Genomic DNA, 23,939 nt, shown 5'->3' with positions numbered 1-23,939 from the left:
TGTCAACCCTATTCCGTATAAAAAGTTAAACTAAATTATTACACCGAGTCGCTTCGATCGCTGTACCATTCTTCGAGTACTCTAATTACGTAAAAACGTCATGTCCGATTGAAGCCTGAGGAGTCCCACTCCAATGTTTGCTGTAAACCTGCCTTCAATCCTTCCAGATCCAGCCCATCTACGGCAAAAGCCTCACGGATCAAAGGCGGCGCGACAAATTCATCATACTTGCCCAGATAAGGCGCTTCATCTTCAGCCAGTAACGCAGATGCGTCTTCAGCCGTTCGACACTCACTCATGATCTCGGCTAACAATGTTCGTTCGTCGACCTTGCCGGACACTACAAAATAATATGGCTCCATGGGCACAACCGAACGCAAGGCAAGTTTCTTGGACAGATTATGCTTCATCAGGCGCTCCAATGTACGGAATGATTTACTTCCAACCCAAGGAAGAACATACATCGAATCTCCCCCTGCCGGAATCACGACCTGCTTTAACAGTCCGCTTTCACGAGCTAGGCGGCGCGCCCGTTCAAGTCGATTGACGGCTTGTGGTGACAGGTAAGGATAGATGGTCGAGTCGGACAACACTTCACGCATTTTCTGTACTACCGACGTATGAATATCTCCTCCCGCTCCAAGCCATAACGTATCTACCTTACCTTTTGCAGACTTCACATACACAGCCTTGTGCTTGTGATCGACCTCTTCCACTTTCCACAGTTTGCCTGCGAGCGAGAAGCAATAGCCAGGTGGGGGCACTGTTGTAATCGAACCAATCTCTTCCGAGCCGTTTAGTACTTTATGTTCCTCATCGTCTTTAAACACGGCGTAGAAGCGATAATTATTCACAATTTTCTCACCTGTCAGACCGATGATCAATGTTCGATCCTCTGTCCATTGCAGATGATCCGTCTCAATGAGGTAATTCAGGAATACCTGATATTGATCAGGTCTGATCAACGCAAATGGGGCCAGCGAAAGGATGGCTTCCGCAAGATCTCTCGGCTCCGCCTCCCCCATACTTTTCAACATGCTCATCGTCTGATGGTAGAGCACACCTATGGGCATTTTGCGAGCTTCAAGAGGTTCGACCCACTTGGTTTTTACATAGAGCTCAATAACAGCAATCGCACGCATCAACGTCCACGGCATACGTGCTGGCAATTGCGCTTCCTCATCCTCTTCCTCCGGACATACAAAAAGCATCTCCGATGCCATGTCCTCTCGTCTCCCTGAACGTCCCAGACGCTGTACAAAGCTGGACGCACTATACGGTGCACCGAGCTGAACCACACGTTCCAGTTCGCCCAGATCGATGCCCAGTTCAAGCGTGACCGTTGCCGCAGCAACCGCAGGTCCCGATCCAGTGCGTAGGGCAGCTTCCGTCTCTTCCCTCAGCATAGCCGAGATACTTCCATGATGCACATGGAACACATCACGCTCTTGCCTGCGAGCCGCGACTCGCCGCATCTCAAGAATGGTGACTTCTGCATCCGTTCGGCTGTTGGTGAAGATCAGCGCTTTTTTACGATGTGTGCTCTCATAGATGAAGTCGTAGTACGCTTTGCGTGCGTTATGAAGCTGCTCCGCCTGCTCCTCGTCCTGTGCATCTGGAAAGGAGAAATGTTCCACCCGCAGTCGCAACTTGCGACCGCCCGGGGAAGAGACCACATCCACCCCCTGCTGCGTTCCCGCAGCAAGCCAGGATGTAGCCGCATCATAGTCACTAAGTGTAGCGGACAAGCCCACTCTTCGCGGTGCGCAGCCAGCCATACGCTCGATTCTGGCAAGTTCGCTGAGTACTTGAATGCCCCGATCCGCTCCCATGAAAGCATGCACCTCATCGATGATGACATATCGCAAGTCATGAAACAGCGCCGGGATTGCATTCGGTCGATTCATGAGCAGACCTTCCAGCGATTCTGGCGTTATCTGGAGCACACCGGACGGATTTTTCATCAGTTTTGTTTTCTCCGCCTGAGGTACGTCCCCGTGCCAATGCCAAACCGGAATATTTCCTTCGGATAACAGATCCTTAAGACGTTCGAATTGATCGTTAATCAGGGCTTTCAGAGGTCCAATGTACAAAATGCCAACCGATTTGGAAGGCCGTTCATACAGCTCGGTCAATGCAGGAAAAAAAGCCGCCTCCGTCTTGCCGGAGGCTGTTCCCGCCGCAATCAGCATATGATGCGGGGTATGAAAACAGATATTGCAGGCCTCAATCTGAGCAGGACGAAGCGATTCCCATCTTTTTTTATATATAAATTCCTGAACAAACGGAGCCAGCCGATAGAACGGATTATCACTCATAATTCAAACTCCGCCAGAAAGTCGTCCAGATCATCTGTATTCGCGGAAGCATCTGCCCCTTTACCCGTTTCCTGAGGTTTGGCAACCCGCTCGCCAAGTAATTGAGTATAAGTCACTTCAGGATTCTGGTGTAACGTATGCAGAACATCCATAAAGTCTCGTACCACTTCACGCGTGGTCAGCAATTCATCCGCACCCAGCCGGTTCACCGCCGTTTGCATAAAATCAACCAATTGTTCATCCGTCAGACTTGCGCTGTATCCAAAATGCAGGGCATGAATCTGCCGCAGCTTCTGAAGTAAAATCAGAATCTCTTCATGCGATAACATCGCCAGCTTCAGGATCGGACCTGTGTAATTCGCATACGCTTTGGCTGCATAACGACCATCAATAAGCCTGGAGCGAAGCGCTTCATAGCTGTATAATCCGCGCCGTTCATCCTCCACAAATTGCGGTGTACCACCTACAAATATGCCCAGGTGCTCTGCCTTACCCTGCATCGTATCATTGAACATGGTCAGCAATTTCTCATAGTTGCTTTGACGGGAGACACTGTTTGTAATTTTGTACAGATTCACCGCTTCATCAATGAACAACAGCAATCCTTTGTAACCAATGCGCGCTGTGAATTCAGACCACAATTTGAAGTAGTCATACCAGTTATCATCGTCAATAATGACCCCAACAGCGAGTTCTTTTTTCGCTTCCGTTTTGGTTGCAAATTCTCCTCGAAGCCAGCGAAGCGCCGCCTGTTTGCGATCATCATCAGCCAGCTTGTACCCGTTCCAGTACGACGCCAGTACTTTGGCAAAATCAAAGCCGTGAACCAGATTCTGCATCTCCCCCGTCACCGCATAGATCTGCTTCTCTACTTCCAGCGGCAGAGCGGGATCATCCGGGCGCAAGTTCTGACTCTGCATCGTGGACTGTTGCAACCCTGCGATCCATTTTTGCAAAATCGGCTCCAACGCTCCCCCATCCGGGCGTGTGCGTGTAGACAGACGAGTCATCAGTTCGCGATATGTCGCAAGTCCCTGCCCTTTGGTTCCCACCAATCGACGCTCAGGTGACAGATCCGCATCCGCAACAACGAAGTCACGATCCATCGCATAGTTACGAATCATTTGCAAAAGAAAGCTTTTACCGCTGCCGTAACGACCCGTAATGAGTTTAAACGCTGCGCCTCCCTCGGCGATATTATCCATATCCCGCAAGATGGCTTCCACTTCCGGTTTCCGACCAACAGCAATCTGCTCCAGTCCTATGCGCGGGACAACACCAGCTGTCAATGAATTTACAAGCGCGGTGGTCAGCCGCTTTGGTATTTTAAGTTCTGTCACTGCGTATCACCTCTTCACATGTTCGAACACATCTATATAATCAGGAACAATCCGATCACCATCAATCAGAAGATCACCGATCGTTTCCATAGCCACATCATTAATTTCATCCAGCAGAAGCGTAGGCATCGTTCCATATTGCTCAGCCAGACGCATCAGCTCCGTATCTGGACTTGCGCCAAGTAGGACATGAATCGTTTGCACCTGCTGAGGGGAGAGTTCATTGGCAAAGAGCAGCCATTCTTCATCCAGATCAGCCTCAGCAGACTCGTCCCACTGCAACCTAATCGATTCTACTTGCGCTCCTGTTGCAATCTCTACTGCAGATGGCTCCGACTCCATAGAACCTTCAGTTGGAGTGATCTCATTCCTTGCTTCCAGTACATCGAATGGATTACTTGTAACATTTGCGCTATTAACCTCTTCATCCTTCACTTCAGAAGGGTGATCATCCTCAATTGTAAGCGCCAATCGCACGTACTCACTTTCCTGCTGTAAAGACGCCAGTTTCTCTGAATCAATACGAATCATCGGTTGTTCCACGGACTTCGCCTGTTCGATCGCGTATGTTTTGTCCAGGTATCGCTCAATCAGATTTGCAAGTTCGGGTTCAAGAGTCTGTCCTCGCAATCTGCCTCTGAATCCGAGCAGTTCACGAAGTTTATTTTCAGTACATCGATAGATCCGCGTAACCATCTGCAGAAATTCAGCCTGTTCACCTATGGGCATATATCTGAACGATACCGATCTTCCATAGATCGAATCATCATAGACTGCTTTGCGAAACAGAATGCGCTCCATCGTGCGTTCATCGTTAGGATCACACTCAGGCAACAGTCCAACTTGTCGCGTACGTTCCAGGTACGAATCAACCAAGGCCACGACCCGCGGGATGTACTGCTCCATCACTTCTTTGCCGCCATCTCTGTAGAATTTACTGAGCGTAATATCGTAATCATAGTATCTTTGCAGCATATTGAGCGATATATCCGATACATTATCCTGTAAAATACGTTGCAGCTCCCTATCCAGCATCTCTGCTGGCAGGTATCCGCCCGAAAGGCCCATGACCTCGGATAAGGACATTTCCATCTGATGGACCAGCACATAATCGACCATCCACTCTTGCATATATATATTTAATTGGGGCAGCCGTTCACGGTAGTTCACCCATAGCTGCTTCAATTGATCATAACCATCCTGAGGATTCTGCCAGCCAATGCCGTTAATTAACTCGTAGATATGAACAAATAGATAGGACAGATCGGTATCCGGGTATCTCCCCTGACGTACTTCCTTCCTCCAAAACATATACCACTTGCGCTGGGCTTCATTCATCACGCCATACGTTGGCCAGTAACTCATAAAGGGAACCCACGGGGATACATCCCCCTCCATCTCTGCCCACTGCTTTGCTTCCTCTACAAAACGTTTCTCTGAGGACAATATGCCTCCACGATGCTGCATCGTATCATGTGCAGACTGCACAATGGTTGAACGATCGGGAACCGGAACTGTTGCTGTTTCAGGTTCTTCACTCAGATCTATCTCCATAAATTCCAATTGTCTTGAGTTGTCTTTCATAGAACGTTATCTCACCCTCCTCCAAGACAGAATACGAACAAGTGTATCCATAGGGATCATTATATCACTTGTCCTGTGTCTGCGGTGACGAAATTTAAACATTCCTGGACACAAAAAAGAAGGCATTTCTGCCCTCTTTTCATCATGTCTATTTAACTCTTTTCAAATAATGATTGTATCGTTTCAAATCGAACGTTGCACAGGCGTAATCACACGACAATTGCGCGATTTTTGCCTTCACTTTTGGCTTGAGCCAGCGCTCGACTCGCTTTTTCGATCAGTTCGGATGCATTGGAATTCTCATCTGGTACCTGTACTGCACCACCGACACTAACAGTGACGACTCCACTCGGACCGGATGATTCCCTTTGAATCTGTAGAGCCAGCACATGTTGTCTGATCTCTTCTGCAAGTTTAGCTGAATATTGTGACGTTGTGCTCTTCAATTTCAGCATAAATGTGCCTCCGCGAAGACGAGAGATCTGCGCCTCATGCTGTTCGCTAACCACCGTAAGCACCTCACCGATCCATTGCAGACACAAGTCGCCTCCTTGAAGGCCGTATGCTGCATTATACGAACGGAAATCATCAATATCTATAATGAGCAGTCCAAGACTGCATTTTTCCTGTAAACAGTCATCCCAGTCATCTTGAAGCTGTGACTTGAACACTGTCTGGATCGGCATATCCGTTAACGGATCAGTCCTCAGATAACTCTGCAGCTGGCTCGTCGTTTCGGTGTAATTGTCCTGTTCATGGTGAGACGTTCCACTGTGCAGTAGGACCATCACAGATGGCTTACCCGCATGCGTAACAGAAGCAAGTGTAATTTCAAGCAACAATGAGGTACCTGCTGCTGTGGTGAAATAGGACTGGCTGGTAATCAAACTTGTGTTATTGTGCTTTAATTCCTCAAAATTCTGTTGCAACGTCACTCTCGTTTGCTCAGGTACAAACGCCCTGAAGTCCTTGCCCATCAGGTTTTTGGAACTCTCGAACCCAAGCAGCTCGGCAGCCTTCGTATTACAGTAGATAATCTGACCGTCAGTCAAAGTAAAAAATGCCACGGGCGAGTAATCCATTAACTGCAAATAACGCTGTTCATTTTGTCGCAAAATACGAGCATTCTGCAGCGCTTGTTCTTCAGCCTGAACCAACTGGTTCTCTGTCTGCCGACGTACAATGGTTTTGAGTAAAGGTAACACGCTCAGCTCTTTGGATGTCCAAGGATACGAAGTTGATTTTACAACCTCACGCCATTTCTCGAATGATTTACGAGGAGATAACCGCATGCCATCATCTGTCTTTAACACTGCCTTCGCGGGGTCACCCGCCCAATCAACAACCTGGACGACCTCAGGTCGGAACCAGAGCATGTAGTTATGCTGTCCAGGCGAAATGGCAACATAAATAACTCCGGAAGCCTTATCCTGATAAGCTTTGGATGTTTCATACTCTGCACTCAGCTTCGACGTATGATAACTATAATCCTCGGACTTTCCTGCAAGCCAACCTGCCAGTTCACGAATCTGTCCGCTGTTCGGAGTTTCACCATACAACAACAACTTGTCCTGGTAACAGATTGCTGCTCCGGCAGCACCCATCAGGTTTAACACCGTCTCTTCTTCTCCCTGTAATTCCTCAAGGACTCGGGTAGGACTTGTGTTACCGATAAATATGTTGGCAATTCGTGAAGCGGCTTCACGTGATTGGATCTCTGCTTGATAATCATCGAGTTGCTGACGCTGGAACAATTCATTCGAGAAAAACGCACCCAGAAAATTGCACAGATTCCGTACGCGATGGGGTACATATCTGGCCGAATAATGATGACATGTGATGAGTCCCCACAGTTGATTGTTATGAATAAGCGAGATCGTAACGGTCGCACCTACACCCATATTATGCAAATATTCGATATGAAGAGGAGATACGCTGCGCAGGACCGAAAGACTCAAATTTAGCGGTTTGCCTGTGAGCGGTTGGAGCATAGGTACAATCTCGACGGGTTTATAATCGACATTCACAATGGTTCGCAGCCAATTGCGAAGATACAATTCCCGAGCCTGTTTTGGAATATCCGAAGCCGGATAGTGGTGTCCAAGGAATGGTTCGAGTTCTTGTTCACGTGCTTCAGCAATTACTTTACCGTTCCATTGCTCGTCAAACTCATAGATCATCACCCGGTCATAACCGAGCATTCCCTTCACCTGTTCAGCCGCAATCTGACTTGCTTCCACGCGACTATCTGTACTTTTGATCCGACCAAAGAAACGGGATATCCATTCAAAGTCGGTAGTCTCCATGTCCTCTTTTTCATAAAAAGGCTCAATTTCCAGAATAAGCAGACCTTCACTTTCATGAAGAACAGAAGAAAAGATCCGGTCTTCACCGGATACCTTAATGGTCAGATCCATGTAATGCAAATCAGAGGTTACAGCTGCATTGAAGCTGCTAGCCAAAAGTTTGCGTACATCTTCCTTGCCAATCAGATTTTCCAAAGGCATGTCCAGAACGTCTTCATAGGCAATACCCAGATGGTCCTCCGTATTTTGGCTACACTGAACTATTGTTGGCGTATGACTGGTATTGATGGCCAAAAGAACACCATGAGGTTGAATAAAGCCGGGGATATGAATGGGTTCTTTATCACAGTTATTCAGATCTATAGGATCATTCGTGTAAGTCCCCTGATGAAGCAGTGTGCGGTTTAACAAATTTTGTTCTTTCTTGGACTTCGGTTCGGCCATGGCCAGGAAAATCCCCTCTCATGATGTTATATAAGTTGAAATAATGATTATTTACATTGCACTACGATGACAGAATAATCTTCCAATCGCTGTTATCCCCAGATTTTATCGATTCCCTTTTCTAGAGGGAAAAATCCGGTTATAAGCGTATGCTTCCGATGCAGCTTTCTTTCAGAAAGCTTTGGGCGAACGCTTCGCTTTTCCAGCTTTTTTCTGTCCTCTCCGTTAGGTGTAAATGTATTATTTCAACTTATATAGATACCTTTTAAATGTGAAAAAATCTGCCCTACAGGCGTTTGGGTTGATGAAAGGGATGTTACTTGTCCGTATTAATCCACTGGTCCAGTAGTCGGAAAGTCTCTGATGCACTATGCACCATATTGTCATGATCTTCTGGAGCACTGATGGACTGCTGCAGCAACCCCGTAAACTCGCTCCATCTTGTTCTTGTCTCTGAGCCGTAAGCATTGAAATATTCCAAACCACGATCAGCCTCAATGGGCAGGAACTGCGACAAACGCTTGGTCATGATTTGTCCACCGTTCGTGGACCCCTCAATTACATACAGGTATCCAAACAAACGGGCAGGTGTTGAAATATCCGGCAGTTCTTCACAGAGCGGAAGTTGGCTGATTTCCTCTTCACTAGCACCCAGATTTCGTAAATCTTTCTCCAACAGTCCAGCCTTGCCTCTAATCTCGATATCCAATCCCGTACTTCCCCAGAAAGGCTGTTGTACAGCCTGATCTTCCAGCGGTTTCAGGAATCCATAAAATTTCTCTAAATATGTTCTATATTCTTCTATTGTCACAGTTTGATTCATAATGGCTTTTGCATAAGGGTTCTGTTCTACTTGTCTGTGATAATGAGCTGTCTCGCTCTTCAGACGTTCCATAATAGTTGTTGCTGTCATCGTAGTTATCCCCTTTCACAATCTGTTACAAGCAAAGACTCTATGTAAGTATACTTATTCTTGTTTGAGAAAACTATATGAATCCACATCCGTAAACAGCCAATACATTTCTCCGTTGTTATCTTAACTGACTGTAATCTGTATGTTTTAGTATTAACCGAAAACAATAAAAACGACCCTATAATCTGGAAGGCAGTAGATTTCAGATGTCAACATGGTACACTAACTTTATATCCTGTCATTGGAGGAATGCATTCTATGGATCTTACAGTTCAAGACGTTGTACTTCATCTCACAGATAACATTGAATTGCCGGAAAACACGGTAGATCAGCTCATTACGGGCTCCCTTGATCGTAAGGTCAAAGGCATTATCATTGCTTTTATGCCCACACATTATGTTATTGAACAAGCCATACAGGAAGGTGCAAACTTGATCATTGCGCATGAATCCCCCTTCTACAACCATCACAGTCATACGGATTGGCTTGCAAATGATTCGGTTTATGTGGACAAAAGAAAGTTGATCGACGAAGCAGGCATTTCCATCTATCGATGTCATGATATCATCCACCGCTTCCAACCAGATGGCATTACTGAAGGACTGATTCGGGCATTGGGGTGGTCCTCTTATGTAGAGCAACGACTACCGGAAGCAGACGTCCTTTCTTTTCCGGAAGGACGCACCGCCCAAGCTATTGCTCACCATGTGAAAAGTTCCCTAGGCATCGATTATGTACGCGTTGCAGGTAATGCGGAAATAGTCTGTAGACGCGCAGCGGTACTGGTAGGTTTTCGTGGTAATGGACATGTGACAATTCCCTTGATTCAGAATGAGCAATTGGATCTCATCATTGCAGGAGAAGGATTTGAATGGGAAACACCGGAATATATCCGTGATGCTGTGCAACAAGGCAAGTCCAAGGCAATGATCATGATGGGGCATGCCGAGAGCGAGGCTTCGGGAATGAAGCTATTAACAGACAGGTTGGCAGAACGTTTTCCCGAATTGTCTGTTCGTTTTATAGGCGAGAAGCCTGTGTACACTGTGATCTAATAGGATCATTTGATTTGTATGGAGAGGATCACGATCTTCTAGCTGATTGCTTCTAATTTTCATTGCCTATCCTACCCTGGAGCTTTGGATACTTTCTATGCTCCGGGGACGCTGGGCAGACTCTCGTTTCATTTCTTGGATAGCTAACGAACCTGACACCCTCTATTGAGCGAATATTTGCCGATTTTCAAAAGTAACGAATCTTAGACACCCTATGCCTCCATTCCCCCTGTTTTACCGCCCATTTCTACCCAACATAGCCCATTTAACGTCGCTGAGATTCGTTAGATTTCTCAATTCAATCGGATCAGTACAATAAGGTGTCACTGGTTCGTTAGATTATGATGAAAAATGAGTACTGAGCACATATGCCACGCATTTCTTCAAGCCCCATCTGGATTTCCCGAGTTCTTTATTGTACTCTAGATGCTGTGACTTCAAAGCTCAGGACATTTGTCCTTGGCGTTCAGAGTTAATTTATCATTTAATAATAGAAGTCGAAGTGATTGAATAAGGAGCGTACATATGAGAGGAATTATTTTTGCATTACTGGGCGGCGCGTGTATCACGCTCCAAGGGGTTGCCAATACTCGGATTAGCACCGACATGGGTACATGGCAGGCCGCTACGATTACACAACTGACGGGATTCATCTTAGCGGCGCTGATCCTAATGTTTGTTAGAGACACCAACCTTCAAGGACTCAAACAAGTAAAACCTATGTACTTGGCTGGAGGTGCTTTTGGCGCCGTCATTATTTTCAGCGAAGTGACGGCCATTCAGCAAATTGGGGTTACATTCACGATCTCGGCTCTGCTCATTGCTCAGCTGTTCCTGACTTTTCTGGTGGATAGTAACGGATGGTTCGGCGTGGTTAAACAAAAGATGAAACTGCCGCAATTTCTAGGCATTGCCTTAATGGTGACTGGTGTCATTATTATGAAACTATAGTTTTTGGAGAAGGATTGAAACATATCGTCGGGGGTGAATCACAGCGTGCAAGAGATCCATAACGAGCAACAATTAATACAATATCTGAAGCAATATCAACTCGAAACTGTATTTCACGAGCCCCTGCGTACACATATGACGTTATGCCACTTTGAGAAGTGTGAACTGATCTGTCGTGAAGGGGAAACTTCCGAATATTTGTACGTACTGGTCGAGGGTAAAATCAAGATTTTCACCACCTCCGCTCAGGACAAAACGCTGGTGCTTTGTTTCAAAACACCGCTTGAAGTTGTCGGTGACATAGAGTATGTCCGTGAAAGCGATATTGTTAATACGGTTCAGGCCGTGTCACCTGTGGTGATGCTTCGCATTCATTATCAATGGCTTGCTGAGCTTGCCAGCGATTATGCACCTTTACTTAAATTTTTGCTTAAAATCATCTCTCACAAATTCTACATTGACTCGAATTTTTCCAATTTCAACCTGATGTATCCCGTTGAGGTTCGTCTAGTCAGCTACCTGCTCTCCATCTCAACAGAAGAAGCGGGCAACGTCGTTCATGAAGAGCTGGACGCGTTCAATCTGACCGACATCGCGAATCTGATCGGCACCAGTTACCGACACCTGAACCGGGTCATCCAGAAGCTCTGTGCAGACGGGTTAATTGAACGACATCAGGGATTGATTATGATCAAGGACCGGGCGGGTCTACGTGAAATAACAGGTCACAACATTTATGAATAAGGAGTTCGACAACCATGTTAATCACAGGTATTTCGCTTGCACTACTGGCAGGTGCACTTGTCAGTCTGCAAACGATTTTTAATAGCAAAGTCAATGAACGTACCGGTTCATGGTCTACAACAACGATGGTGCTTTTCACTGGATTCATTGCTTCGTTCCTCATCTCTCTGCTGGTAGAGGGCAAGAATACATTCAGCTTTCAGCATATGCAACCCTGGTACTGGCTCAGTGGAGCCATCGGCGTTGGCGTGGTCTTCTGTCTCGTGCAAGGGATGAAGCTGCTTGGTCCCACGTATGCCATCTCAATTGTGCTAACATCCCAACTGAGCTTTGCTCTATTGTTTGATTCCATGGGGTGGCTCGGTCTGGAGCAAATTCCTTTTTCGTGGAATCAGCTGCTTGGTGTACTTGTCATTGTTGGGGGAATTATATTGTTCAAGTTCGGTGGGGGTAAATCGGAAAAATCAGAGCAGTCCCCTGGAACACTTCAGTCTGACTCATAAACAAACAAAAAAAGAGTGTCCGTCCAATCCCGTAGATTGGTCAGACACTCTTTTTATACAATCAAACCACATATCGTTTCGTTCTCTTATACGAACTCTACGTTATGGTAAACTTGCTGAACATCTTCAAGGTCCTCAAGCGCATCGATCAGTTTCTCGAACTGAGCTTGTGCATCCTCTGGAAGTTCAATATGGTTTTGCGCAAGCATGGTCAGCTCGGCTACTGTGAACTCAGTAATACCCGCAGCTTTGAATGCTTCTTGTACAGCGTGGAACTGATCCGGTTCTGCATATACAATTACAGCATCGTCTTCGTCCACGATATCACGTACATCCACATCTGCTTCAAGCAAAAGTTCCAGTACTTCCTCGGAGTTTTTGCCTTCTATACCAATAACCGCTGTTGGATCAAACATGTAAGCAACAGAACCACTGACACCCATGTTGCCAGCGTTTTTGTTAAACGCAGAGCGCACTTCAGGCGCTGTACGATTCACATTGTTAGTGAGTGCATCAACGATGACCATCGCACCATTCGGTCCGAAGCCTTCATAACGCAACTCTTCATAGTTCTCATCCCCGCTACCTTTTGCTTTTTCCATCGCACGATCAATGATGGCTTTGGGTACATTATACGTTTTGGCACGTTCCAGCACGACTTTCAGTGCACGGTTCGCTTCCGGGTCCGGTTCGCCCTTCTTGGCAGCTACATAGATCTCAACGCCGAATTTAGCGTAGACCCGGCTCGTGTTTGCATCTTTTGAAGCTTTCTTTTCCTTGATATTATTCCACTTACGACCCATATCGTTTCCGCTCACTTTCAACATTTAATCTGCTTTCTACTATGCCATTATATCTTGTTGAGCGTACTTCAACAAGTTAATACACACGAAATAATGGGAATAACTGCGGTGATTATCCATCTCCATTTGAAGATTAGCTTCAGTTTATCCTCTCATAAATCTCTCAGCAGCAACTAACGTTACCTCTATTCACTCCATATATAGCAGACAAGAAGCACCCCATAAAGGAATGCTTCCGCCCTAAATCAGTCCTAATTTCAGTTATCTTACTCGGTCAATTAAGCGTGAAATTGTCGACCATCCAACACTTCAGGAACATAACCCGCACGAATGACAAAGTCTCCGAAATGTTCCCCTTCATTGCGCTCCTTGGCATACTGATTCACCATTGGAGTTAACGTGTCCAGAATCTCAGTTTCACCAATGTTTTCTTTGTACAGCTTATTCAAGCGATGTCCAGTGAAGCTGCCACCGAGATACATATTGTATTTCCCTGGTGCTTTACCGATAAATGAAATCTCTGCCAGCATCGGTCTTGCGCATCCGTTCGGGCAGCCGGTCATCCGAATGACAATTTCTTCGTCTCTCAGCCCGGCTTCGTCGAGTACAGGCTCCAGTTTGTCGATCAGGGACGGCAAGTAACGTTCGGACTCAGCCATCGCAAGGCCGCAGGTCGGAAACGCAACACAAGCCATTGAACTTCTGCGCAGCGCTGAGTAATGTGCACCATCAGTCAGGTTATATTGCTGAATGAGTGCTTCAATCTTTTTCTTTTTCTGGCTGCTAATATTACCGATGATTAGATTTTGGTTCGCAGTCAGACGGAAATCACCCGTATGCACTTTGGCAATTTCACGTAAACCCGTCATGAGCGGATAACCATCAACATCCTTTACACGACCATTCTGAATGAACAGCGTGTAGTGCCATCTGCCATTATTACCTTTTACCCAACCATATCGATCTCCGTTAGTCTCAAAATGATATGGACGTGCCGCATCCAGTTTCCATCCCAGACGGGTGGTCAGCTCTTCGACAAACCACTCCACACCACGATCATCCAGCGTATATTTGAAACGAGCATGTTTACGAACTGCACGATCTCCATAATCACGCTGAATCATAACTGTTTTCTCTGCAACATCAATCATTTGCTCCGGCGTACAGAAACCAATGACTTTGGACACCTGAGGATAGGTTTTGGCATCACCATGAGACATCCCCATGCCGCCTCCTACGGAAACGTTGAAGCCTTGCAACTTGCCGTTCTCCACAATAGCAATAAAACCAAGATCCTGTGAATAGACGTCCACATCATTGGATGGTGGTACAGCAATACCGATTTTGAACTTCCGTGGCAAATACACTTTGCCATAGATTGGTTCAACTTCTTCGTCCGAGTCCTGGGAATCAACCACTTTCTCTCCGTCCAGCCACAGCTCATGATAAGCCCGGGTGCGAGGGTCCAAATGATTGCTCACCTGACATGCCCACTCATACACTTCAGCATGCACATCAGATTGATTCGGATTCGGGTTACACATCACGTTACGGTTTACGTCACCACATGCAGCCAGTGTGCTTAACAACGAATCGTTCACTTCGCGAATGGTGTTTTTAAGATCCCACTTCAATACGCCATGCAGTTGGAAAGACTGACGTGTGGTCAGACGAATCGTCTCATTCGCATATTTATGTGCCACTCTGTCCATCATCAACCACTGCTCCGGGGTTACAATCCCACCGGAAGCACGCACACGTAACATGAATTGGTATGCAGGCTCCAGCTTGGATTTGTGACGCTCATTACGCAGGTCACGGTCATCCTGCATATAACTACCGTGGTGTTTCATCAGACGGTTGTCGTCCTCTGGAATAGCCCCCGTGATACGATCAGCCAACGTTTCGGTCAGACTTCCGCGCAAGTAATCACTTTTGATCTTTATATCTTCCACATCGCTATTCGTGCGCTGTGGGTTAAGTAAGTTATTATAAACCATGCTGCTTTCTCCTCTCGTCTCTGCGGGATGGTGCAATCCGGCTGGGCCGGTGATTAATAGACGTCCCGCTGATAACGTTTCTCCTGCTGTAACCGTGTCAGATATTCCGATGCCTGCTCAGGCGATAAACCGCCTTCTTGTTCAAGAATCGTGGTGAGCGCAGCATGCACATCATGTGCCATTTTTTTCTCGTCACCACAGATATATACGCTTGCACCTTCCTGAAGCCACTGGTACAGTTCTTTGCTGTGTTCCAGCATGCGATGTTGTACATACACTTTCTGTTCCGTATCACGTGAAAAGGCTACATCCATCTTAGTGAGCACACCATCTTTGAGCCAACGTTGCCATTCCGTCTGGTACAAGAAGTCCGTGGCGAAATGCTGATCTCCGTAGAACAGCCATGTCTTGCCCTCTGCTCCTGTTTCTTCACGCTCACCAAGGAAAGATCTGAACGGCGCCACACCTGTACCTGGGCCAACCATGATGATCGGTGTATCCGGGTTCTCAGGTAGCTTAAAATTCGGGTTATGCTGTATATATACAGGCAAGGTGTCGCCAGCTTCGATTCGTTCAGCCAGATGTACCGAGCATACACCGTAACGTTCTCTGCCACTTGCTTCATAACGTACCGAACGAACAGTAAGATGAACTTCATCCGGGAAAGACTTCGAACTACTCGCTATGGAGTATAGACGTGCCGGAATTTTGCGAAGAGCAGCTACAAATTCTCCGGCAGGAATCCCTTTCAGATTATAATCATGAACCAGATCCAGCAGATCACAGCTATTCATGACCGTGCGGAATTCGGAACCATCTGCGAGTAACGCTGTCAGGCCACTCCCAGGATTCAGTTTCGCAAGTTGTTCCACGACCGGTTTCGTCACAGCTGTAATTTCAAAATAACGCAGCAACGCTTCTTGAACAGATGCCTGATCGCCATTTTTATTCACGGTCACGCGTTCATCGGCATTCCATCCCATGGCTGCAATCAATTCATCTACAAGGCGCGGATGATTCTCAGGGAATACCCCAAGGCTGTCACCTGGCTCGTAATCCAGGCTGGAACCTTCCAAAGACAACTCAATGTGGCGTGTTTCACGGTCCGATCCTCTGCCATTCAGATTGAGATTCTCCAACACTTCAGCCTTGAATGGATTCGTGCGATCATATTCGGATTCCCCGCCGCTCACCGCAGCTGTAACAGCCTCCGTGGTTACCGTACTCGCAGCAGCAGATGTACTGCTTAAGGATGCCAGTACTTCATTCATCCACTCTGCAGCTGCTTCATCAAAATCAACATCACAGTCCACGCGTGGTACAAGGGCTGTACCACCCAACTCCTGCAACCGATTATCGAAGTCCTTACCTGTCTGACAAAAGAACTCATAGGAGGTATCTCCCAGAGCCAACACCGAGTAACGAAGTCCTTCAAGCTTCGGAGCCCGTTTGCTGTTCAGGAATTCATGCAGCGGAATCGCATTATCCGGTGGTTCGCCTTCGCCATGCGTACTGACGATGATGAGGAGATTTTCAATTTTCTTGAGTCCGTTCGGTTTGAAATCTCCCATCGATGACAACGTTACCTGAAGACCTTGCTCTTCAAGTTTCTTGGCCAGCTTTTTCGATAGGCCACTGGAATTCCCGGTTTGTGAACCAAAAAGCACGGTAACTTCCCGGGATACTGGCGGAGCACTGACAGGTGCAATACCTGTAGCTGGTGCAGCCTGTACCAGGTTAGCTGGAGCTGTTATTGTCGCGCTTGCCTGAATTGCTGCAATATATCCGCTCAACCAAGTACGTTGTCCATCGGTCAATGTAGGAATAAGACGATTAAGCAGTTCAACTTGTTCTTGATTAAAAGGGCTGTTTGTCACTTGAAGTTCCACTGTTTGCCACCTCGCGCATTGCTTCGATTTTAATTCCGACTAAAATCATCACATTAATTTAATTTCTTCTCTCTAAAACCTAACACACCGGGTGTTGAGGGTCAATTTCAATGATTTTATAGCATTTATCAGTTTCGCTGATAAAGGACAAAAAACAACAAAAACCCTCCTTTTCAAATCAAGGACGGTTTTTGTTTTAATTTTAATTTGGCGGCCAGCTCAAGTTGAAGTTGAAAGTGGAATATAGTCACTAAAATGATCTCCAAGCACTCTGCTTTTATCTCCGTATACTCTGTCCAAGTGATTCTCTCCCCATAGACATATGCGGTCAATGATGTCCTGTAGTGTCAAGCCGTACTCTGTCAGCTCATACTCTACCTTGGGCGGAATCTGAGGATGAATGATCCGATGGATGATTTCATTCTTTTCCAGTTCACGCAGCTGCTGGGTTAAGACCTTCTGGGTAATGCCAGGAATGGCTCTGCGAAGTTCGCTTGTTCGTTTTTTACCTGATATCAGCTGATGCAGAATAAGAATCCTCCATTTTCCACCGACCAGTTCCAGCATCGCCTGCACACCACTCTCATATTTTTTCATTTCTTGTTCCACTTGTACTCCCCCATAATTCACATATATGTATATCCGTTATTAAAAGTAACCGAAGAACCCCAAAGTATCTACAGCACTCTCAGGTGCGTACTTCTCAAGAAGATGTCATGAAACTTATAATAACATTGGTCAGAATGTTTAACCAAAATAAAAAGAAAAAAGGATGGTTACTCCTACATGAAAGTTAAACTGGTCGTTACTCACCCAAGACAGGATTCCCTAACATTTGCCGTGATGAATCGTTTTATAGAAGGTATGCAGGAGAATTCCCATGAAATCGATATCCTCGATCTATATCATGACGGATTTGATCCACTATATGATGTAGAAGATGAACGAGACTGGCAAAATCCCGATAAACAGCATGCCCCTGTGATTCGCAAAGAGCTGGATCGTGTGCTTGCGGCTGATGCCATTGTATTTGTTTTCCCGATCTGGTGGTACAACGTCCCCTCCATGCTCAAAGCTTATCTGGACAAGGTATGGAACATGGGGCTGCTGAACAAGGCAAACTCCAAAAAGGCACTGTGGATTGCGCTAGCTGGAGGAACGGAGGCTTCATTCCATAAATACGACTATTACAACATGATCTCCAATTATCTGAATAATGGGATCGCAGGTTATGCAAGAATGCAGGAATCCCGAGTCGAATTCCTCTATGAAACCATTTCAGAATCCAAAGAACATATCGAAGGCTTGCTTGAGCAAGCATATCAAATCGGCAAACATTACAATTAACAATTCGCAGATATTACAGATAACAACTGCAAAACGATAGGAGGTTACTTGTTCGTTGAGTAACTGACTTTTCGCCCATGACGGGCGTACAATCAAGAAGGCTTACTCCAACCTGGGTTCCAGGTCAAAGTAAGCCTTCTTTTTCACACGCTATGATTCTGATGTATCATCATTTATTCCATACCAGTTTGCTCATCAACGCATATAACAACGTAGCCGATTCGGCTCGGGTCGCTTCGGCAAGTGGTTTCACCTCACTGTTGTAGCCGTGGGCGATGCCCAGATCCACAAGTAATGCCACACTATCCCGGGCATAGGAGCGAATCTCCGAAGCGTCGCGGAAACGAGTAAGGTTATCTGTTGCAGCTGTCTCGGAGTCAACCAGTCCAGCCGCCGCAAGTGCCCTCACTGTCAACGTCATCATCTCTTGACGAGTGATCGTGGACTCTGGCAAGAAGCGCCCGTCACCAGTACCACTGGTGATACCTAGCGAACGCGCAGCTGTAACTGCTTCGTAGTACGAAGCCTTTTCGTTTACATCAGAGAACGCATTCCCGGAAGAAGCATTCAAGCCCAGCGCAGTCATCAACCACTGCATGTATTGGCCGCGGGTCATCTCCTGTTTTGGATGTAACTGCGTGGAATCACCACTTGCCTCAACATCAATTACACCTCGGACAGCCAAAGCCTCCATTGCTTTCTTGGCCCACTGCACTTCTGCAAGATCTGTGAATGTCTGCTCCACAGGCACAACAGCATAATTTCCTGTGAGTGATGTTACGGAAAATACAAGCTGCCCGCTTTTTTGATCGTAGTAACTTTGCGGCAACGGGGTTGTCACACCGTTCGCCCCAATGGCAAATGCTACAATCCGATCCTGCTGAGCATTTTGTGAGGATTGGAAAGGCAGACGAAGTATTAACTTGCTTTCCGATGGCCATGGTTGACCATCCAGTTGAAGTTCAAGCTGGACTCCATATTGCGTGCCAAGCTGATCTGCGACTGTTTTCGGCAGCTCCGTTCTGACCAATCGGATTAACGCAATACCGTCACTAACCGCATCTTTCGTTAACAGTGTCGCAGGAAGCTCCAACGTCCCCAGCTCAGTTACGATGTTGAACACATGTGATTCACCTTGATCCAACAACGCAGAGACAGGCAGAGACACTTCATATGCAGTTGCTCCCGAGACCGGCTTCAGTCGAAGTTCAACCAAGCGCTGACCCGCTTCTGTTGTAGGCGCAACTTTGAAAGCCTCTTTGATGGTGGAAGCATCCACGTTGGACTGCACTACACCCTTCTGATCGGACTGTCCCTGCAACTCCAGAACAGAACGGTCCTTCTCCGGTTTAGGTTGTGGTACCGCATTCTCTGAACTTGGGTTACCACTTCCTGATTGTCCGCCATTGCTGGATGAACCAGAACCATCTCCTGGATTTCCACCAGAATTGCCTCCTGGACTACCGCCCGAACCAGGGTCCGTGCCTCCAGGGGAAGGAACAGTTGTCGGCACCTTCACTGTCAACGGTATAGTCAGGGCTCTACTGTCGTCAGAAGTTCGAGTAATTTCCAACTCCAGGGTTACTGTTGTTTCCTTAGATGGTGGAACAATCGTTCCATCGGTTTGAATGACCGACGGTGCCGAACTGGAAGCGATCTTCACCGTGAAACCTTGCGGCACGGATGGTAACTTCAGTTTTTTCGCACCTGCCGAAGGCTGTTCCAATGCTGCAATGCCTGAAGCTACATTGGCAGCGCTCTGCTGAACCGTGTGCACCTGATAAGCGGAAGATATGCCTTTTAAGGATTGCCCCGTCGCATCAAAAGCTTCGACTTTGTAATAATATTCTGTGCCGGGGTTCAGTTCACTGTCCGTGTACTCCCGTCCATTGCCGTTATAGACCACCTCGTACTCACCTTGCTCACGATCTGAGCGGTAAAGCTTGTAGCTTGCCGCACCAAGATGAGCATCCCAGTGAAGCGTTGCGCTCGTTGAATCCAACGCATCAGCATTAAGGCCAGCACTATCATTTGCAGGTGGCGCGGCGTCAGGTTTAACGATCATAATCCAGCTAATCATCGGGTCCTGCGATGCCGTATTGCGCACAGTCAACTCCAGCTTGTTTTCCAACACGCCGATGCCTTTATGGGCTCTAACACTGGCAGGCGTAAAAGTAACTGCTCCGGTATTGGTGCCATTGATGATTAAATTCGCTCTGCGCGATGTATTGGTCCACGGATCGTTGAATCCGGCGTACACATCGTATGACCCGTTTGGCACATCAAATCTATAGGTTAAGTCCGTGCCTTTAGGAGAATTGCTGACATTGCCACCGTTCAGATAACGTACGGTCGAGAATATATCCCCGCCATTCGAACCGGATGCCAGTGCATCTGCGCTGACATAACCCCAATTACGTCCCTCAGCCGGAGCGTACATCTGATCCGCAGTTTCCGGGTTCGCAAGCGTTCCTTTCATATAAGCACCCATGAGACTATAATCAGCCGTTTCGTAACCTCCGCTATTCACGAAATAGAGTGTATTCTCCGGAATGACATTTACGCGAACTGCCTGCTTTTTGTTGTTATATTCCGGTGTCGTTACCTGTAATGTGAGCGGTCCTGGCTTGGCAAAATCCTCTGCCGTCATGGCCCGGTTATCAATCGTCCATACTGCTGGCGTTGATACCAGTGTTCCACCGTCGCGCACATTCAATGTTGTTGGCAGGGATGGTAATTTGCCTAACGCCACGGCTTCTGGCAACGGATCAGCAATATCTACCTTGCCCATCGAACTCAGCAGATCAGGTGTCCAGCTGTTATACCACTTGATCGCGATGTCGGAGCCTATTCCAAACTCAATTGGCAAGAACACGTATTTTGCAGCATCATTCGAGAAATTGCCACCATTCCACGTATCCCCCACGTAAATGAATTTGCCTTTTTCCGGATCAACCGGTATGACAGAAGTCGTCTGTGTGCCAAATGCTTTGCCTGGATCGGGATCACTCGGCAACGTGCGCACGAACGGATTGGTCTGTGTTGACCACGGGCCAAAGATGTTGTCCGCCACCGTCACTTTGTTTTCGTTAGGGGCCCAACCGGAAGCTCCGGAAGTCAAAATATAATATTTCCCCTGATACTTGAACATCGCCGGTGCTTCACGTTGCCCTCCCGGGAACACACGCACGTAATCGACGCCGTATTCCGCCTGATAGGTGGAATCTCGTACCGGATTGCCTTTGTCATCCGTTCGTCCTTCCTTATGCCACCCTGTTACGTCACTGTAGTCTTCATTCAGTTTGGAGATATACAGCGTCAGGTTTTCCTCACTGGAATAGATCAGATAACCGGTACCGTCATCATCCTTAAACAACGTCATATCACGTGCCATACCCCGGTCGCTTGGGAAGAAATCTTTCTCCCCTTCGGGAGCTCTGTCCATCCGGTAACTCTTCTGATACACAAAAGGCCCTGTTGGAGAGTCGCTGATCGCATAACCGGCCCGTGCCTTACCATAATTCGCATTATCGTTATAGGGGTCTTTGTCGCCATCCATGTGAGCCCACATCACGTATTTCTTCGTTTTGTCGTTGTAGATGACCTTTGGTCGTTCAATAATCCGTCCTTTGCGGATATCTGCCCAGATATCCACGCGGTCTTCACGCCCCGCATACAATTCGGAAATCAACGGGTCATTGTCAAAATCATCCATGGATTGAAGTGTTGTTAAAGCCATGCCTTCATCCGTCCAATTCATCAGATCCTTGGATGAATACACACGCACACCAACAGCTGGCCATCCGCCCGTGTGGTATTCACCATACCAGTAATACATCTCCGTCTGTTCATCATAGAAAAAGCCTGCCCCATGCGCATCAATCGGCTTACCGTCCAGATCTGGCCACAGTTGCCCCGGTGTAATGCTTGTGCGAACTGTCGCAACACCAAGCGGTGCGGATGCTGGAGAAGTTACGCCGTCCACGGTCGCCTGAATGATGTAAAAATATCCTGTGCCCATCGTCAGACCGCTATCGTTAAACGTGTTTTCATTGCCACTATAGACCTGCTGATACTTACCCGTAGCACCGGTTGACCTGGACAGGGTATACGTTACATCAGATCCAGGCAGGACATTCCACCCCAGAGAGATTGATGTATCCTTCACAGCTGTGGCAACGAACTCTGCTGGAGAGTCAATAGAGTATGTCGTGGCTTCTGCAACAGTAGCCGCTGACTCCCCAGATACGTTATAGGCCGTCACACGATAGTTGTAGCTGTTGCCAGGCTCGAGTGCATTATCTGTGAATGTGAGCCCTTTCCCTTCATAGATCTGCTCATATTGCTCACTGCTAGCTTCGGCCCGAACCACGCGATAACCAGTTGACTTGTCCACAGCGGACCAAGATAGCTTCACGCTTGTGGCATTGAGTGCCTCGGCCTTTAATTCGCCAGGAGCCTGTGGTGCTGCGGCTGTCGTCCGAACTTCCAGCGGAGCAGTCCATAATGATTCGGTTAGGCCTCCGTATTCATAAGCGAGCCTGTAATAATACACCGTATCCCCGGTTAATCCTTCATCCATGTGTTCCAAAGTTCCGGTACTGGTTACCAGAGAATAACCGCCTTCAGGCGTAGAGGAACGGTACAAGCGATAGGCTGATGCTCCCGCGATTTCAGACCATTGCAGTGAAACCGAAGAAGCCGTCTGCTCAGCAATAGAGAGCTGAATATCGTTCCCAGGCGGTTGCTCGGCAATGGTCACGTCATCTGCATGTACCGACTGCCACTTATTCCGAATGCCCACAGTACCTGACCCGTATGTAGGATCGACCAGATCAAATACCAACCGATCGGAGCCGTTTTCCGCGATATACCCGCGAATGGTGGTACCTGATAACACCACTTTGAGCGTGTACCATGCATCTTTGGCAAAAGCATAGTCCACCGTTTTCAAAGTTGTGTCTGATCCGTTCACCCGTTTGGAGAAAACGAGTTTATTATTGGGAACCTGCATTTGAAAATAGTAAAAGTTGCTCTTATCCTGAAACCGCGGCAATATTCCCGGATACCCCTGACCGGCTCCCGTGTAAAAGCGCATGGACACGGTCATGTCCGACATGGAGTCTCCAGTAGAGATGACGCCTTCATTGGTATCGCTCTGGAAAAGCGTAAAGTTGGACGGATCTGTCGGGTCAGCGAACACTTCCCAGTTGCCTGAGCTTACGTTCCACGCGGGTGATTCCGTGAAATTCCCATCCGAAAAATCATCCTGCAACAACGTGGCGGGTATACTGCTCAGATCGGCATACGCCTTACTCGGCAACATCAACGGTCCCGAAGACAGCGCAAGTGTTGCAGATAACATAAATATCATGGGTTTCCTGAGTTTATCCAATGTTCATTCTCTCCTTTGGCGTGAAAGATGAAAGCATGGTTCTTGTATGCGCGGTGTTGTTGTTCAGCCTATCCTTAGCAACCAGTGGTCAGTAACGAGCTCTTGTCCACCTCCTTATTTTAATGAAACCGGTTTCATTGGAGCGCAAAAAAAGACCCGTCTTCCCTTCTAAGTGCAATGATACTCATACGGAATACCGTGTTTTCTTTGCCCCTATGCAGTGAAACAGGTTTTTAATATATAAATGTAATCGCTTTCCTGAATTATATTATTGCCTTATTCAAGCTGTCAACTGTGAATTGGGCTCAAACATTTTTCGTTAAAACCACGCAAAAAAGGCGCGAGT

Annotated in this window: 15 protein-coding genes; 5 read left to right on the top strand and 10 right to left on the bottom strand. The window is 47.1% G+C overall.

The window, feature by feature from the left end:
- Window positions 1–98 precede the first annotated feature (98 nt).
- The 5 genes from V6668_RS13660 to V6668_RS13640 all read right to left on the bottom strand — a co-directional run bounded on the left by V6668_RS13660 (window position 99) and on the right by V6668_RS13640 (window position 8,905).
- Window positions 99–2,318: a DEAD/DEAH box helicase gene (locus V6668_RS13660; RefSeq protein WP_100528923.1), complete on the bottom strand. Its 2,220-nt coding sequence runs from the start codon at window positions 2,316–2,318 to the stop codon at window positions 99–101.
- Window positions 2,315–3,658 carry an ATP-binding protein gene (locus tag V6668_RS13655; protein WP_036670698.1) on the bottom strand — a complete coding sequence of 448 codons (1,344 nt, stop codon included), beginning with the start codon at window positions 3,656–3,658 and terminating at the stop codon, window positions 2,315–2,317. Before V6668_RS13655 ends, V6668_RS13660 begins: the two co-directional genes overlap by 4 nt.
- A 6-nt stretch (window positions 3,659–3,664) precedes the next feature.
- Window positions 3,665–5,242 (bottom strand): TerB N-terminal domain-containing protein, encoded by a 1,578-nt coding sequence (locus V6668_RS13650; RefSeq protein WP_338708686.1) that lies wholly within the window; start codon window positions 5,240–5,242, stop codon window positions 3,665–3,667.
- Window positions 5,243–5,451: 209 nt separating this feature from the next.
- Window positions 5,452–7,992 carry a diguanylate cyclase domain-containing protein gene (locus tag V6668_RS13645; RefSeq protein ID WP_338708685.1) on the bottom strand — a complete coding sequence of 847 codons (2,541 nt, stop codon included), beginning with the start codon at window positions 7,990–7,992 and terminating at the stop codon, window positions 5,452–5,454.
- A 316-nt stretch (window positions 7,993–8,308) separates the two neighbouring features.
- Window positions 8,309–8,905, bottom strand: a complete 597-nt coding sequence (locus tag V6668_RS13640; protein ID WP_338708684.1) for a biliverdin-producing heme oxygenase — start codon at window positions 8,903–8,905, stop codon at window positions 8,309–8,311.
- A gap of 258 nt (window positions 8,906–9,163) precedes the next feature.
- On the opposite strand from V6668_RS13640, the gene V6668_RS13635 reads away from it, so the two are divergent.
- From V6668_RS13635 to V6668_RS13620, 4 genes are all read left to right on the top strand, one after another.
- Complete coding sequence (locus V6668_RS13635) at window positions 9,164–9,961, top strand: Nif3-like dinuclear metal center hexameric protein (protein ID WP_338708683.1); 798 nt, start codon at window positions 9,164–9,166, stop codon at window positions 9,959–9,961.
- A gap of 525 nt (window positions 9,962–10,486) precedes the next feature.
- Window positions 10,487–10,912: a DMT family transporter gene (locus tag V6668_RS13630; protein WP_036608521.1), complete on the top strand. Its 426-nt coding sequence runs from the start codon at window positions 10,487–10,489 to the stop codon at window positions 10,910–10,912.
- Window positions 10,913–10,957: 45 nt separating this feature from the next.
- Window positions 10,958–11,656, top strand: a complete 699-nt coding sequence (locus tag V6668_RS13625) for a Crp/Fnr family transcriptional regulator (RefSeq protein ID WP_036670692.1) — start codon at window positions 10,958–10,960, stop codon at window positions 11,654–11,656.
- A 14-nt stretch (window positions 11,657–11,670) separates the two neighbouring features.
- On the top strand, window positions 11,671–12,159 hold the full coding sequence (locus V6668_RS13620; protein WP_100528918.1) for a DMT family transporter: 489 nt from the start codon (window positions 11,671–11,673) through the stop codon (window positions 12,157–12,159).
- Window positions 12,160–12,245: 86 nt separating this feature from the next.
- On the opposite strand, the gene V6668_RS13615 is transcribed toward V6668_RS13620, so the two are convergent.
- From V6668_RS13615 to V6668_RS13600, 4 genes are all read right to left on the bottom strand, one after another.
- Window positions 12,246–12,962 carry a YebC/PmpR family DNA-binding transcriptional regulator gene (locus tag V6668_RS13615; RefSeq protein WP_036608916.1) on the bottom strand — a complete coding sequence of 239 codons (717 nt, stop codon included), beginning with the start codon at window positions 12,960–12,962 and terminating at the stop codon, window positions 12,246–12,248.
- A 278-nt stretch (window positions 12,963–13,240) separates the two neighbouring features.
- Window positions 13,241–14,962, bottom strand: coding sequence for an assimilatory sulfite reductase (NADPH) hemoprotein subunit (gene cysI / locus V6668_RS13610; protein WP_315373188.1), 1,722 nt, complete (start codon window positions 14,960–14,962; stop codon window positions 13,241–13,243).
- A gap of 53 nt (window positions 14,963–15,015) precedes the next feature.
- Window positions 15,016–16,851: an assimilatory sulfite reductase (NADPH) flavoprotein subunit gene (locus V6668_RS13605; RefSeq protein WP_338708682.1), complete on the bottom strand. Its 1,836-nt coding sequence runs from the start codon at window positions 16,849–16,851 to the stop codon at window positions 15,016–15,018.
- 219 nt (window positions 16,852–17,070) lie between these two features.
- Window positions 17,071–17,460: a winged helix-turn-helix transcriptional regulator gene (locus V6668_RS13600; RefSeq protein ID WP_280523071.1), complete on the bottom strand. Its 390-nt coding sequence runs from the start codon at window positions 17,458–17,460 to the stop codon at window positions 17,071–17,073.
- Window positions 17,461–17,637: 177 nt separating this feature from the next.
- Between V6668_RS13600 and V6668_RS13595 the strand changes: the two genes are divergently transcribed.
- Window positions 17,638–18,198, top strand: a complete 561-nt coding sequence (locus V6668_RS13595) for an NAD(P)H oxidoreductase (RefSeq protein ID WP_338708681.1) — start codon at window positions 17,638–17,640, stop codon at window positions 18,196–18,198.
- 169 nt (window positions 18,199–18,367) lie between these two features.
- Here the strand turns inward: V6668_RS13595 and V6668_RS13590 are convergent, their stop codons facing one another.
- Window positions 18,368–23,593 carry an S-layer homology domain-containing protein gene (locus V6668_RS13590; RefSeq protein WP_338708680.1) on the bottom strand — a complete coding sequence of 1,742 codons (5,226 nt, stop codon included), beginning with the start codon at window positions 23,591–23,593 and terminating at the stop codon, window positions 18,368–18,370.
- Window positions 23,594–23,939: the final 346 nt, after the last annotated feature.

Origin of the sequence: Paenibacillus amylolyticus (assembly GCF_036894225.1) — a bacterium.
In the GTDB taxonomy this organism is placed as follows: domain Bacteria; phylum Bacillota; class Bacilli; order Paenibacillales; family Paenibacillaceae; genus Paenibacillus; species Paenibacillus amylolyticus.
This window is presented reverse-complemented; position numbering and strand designations above follow the sequence as displayed.

Coding starts and splice junctions, on each gene's coding strand:
- V6668_RS13630 (WP_036608521.1), top strand. CDS start 10,487: ATGAGAGGAATTATTTTTGCATTACTGGGCGGCGCGTGTATCACGCTC.
- V6668_RS13635 (WP_338708683.1), top strand. CDS start 9,164: ATGGATCTTACAGTTCAAGACGTTGTACTTCATCTCACAGATAACATT.
- V6668_RS13660 (WP_100528923.1), bottom strand. CDS start 2,318: ATGAGTGATAATCCGTTCTATCGGCTGGCTCCGTTTGTTCAGGAATTT.
- V6668_RS13620 (WP_100528918.1), top strand. CDS start 11,671: ATGTTAATCACAGGTATTTCGCTTGCACTACTGGCAGGTGCACTTGTC.
- V6668_RS13640 (WP_338708684.1), bottom strand. CDS start 8,905: ATGACAGCAACAACTATTATGGAACGTCTGAAGAGCGAGACAGCTCAT.
- V6668_RS13615 (WP_036608916.1), bottom strand. CDS start 12,962: ATGGGTCGTAAGTGGAATAATATCAAGGAAAAGAAAGCTTCAAAAGAT.
- V6668_RS13595 (WP_338708681.1), top strand. CDS start 17,638: ATGAAAGTTAAACTGGTCGTTACTCACCCAAGACAGGATTCCCTAACA.
- cysI (WP_315373188.1), bottom strand. CDS start 14,962: ATGGTTTATAATAACTTACTTAACCCACAGCGCACGAATAGCGATGTG.
- V6668_RS13645 (WP_338708685.1), bottom strand. CDS start 7,992: ATGGCCGAACCGAAGTCCAAGAAAGAACAAAATTTGTTAAACCGCACA.
- V6668_RS13650 (WP_338708686.1), bottom strand. CDS start 5,242: ATGAAAGACAACTCAAGACAATTGGAATTTATGGAGATAGATCTGAGT.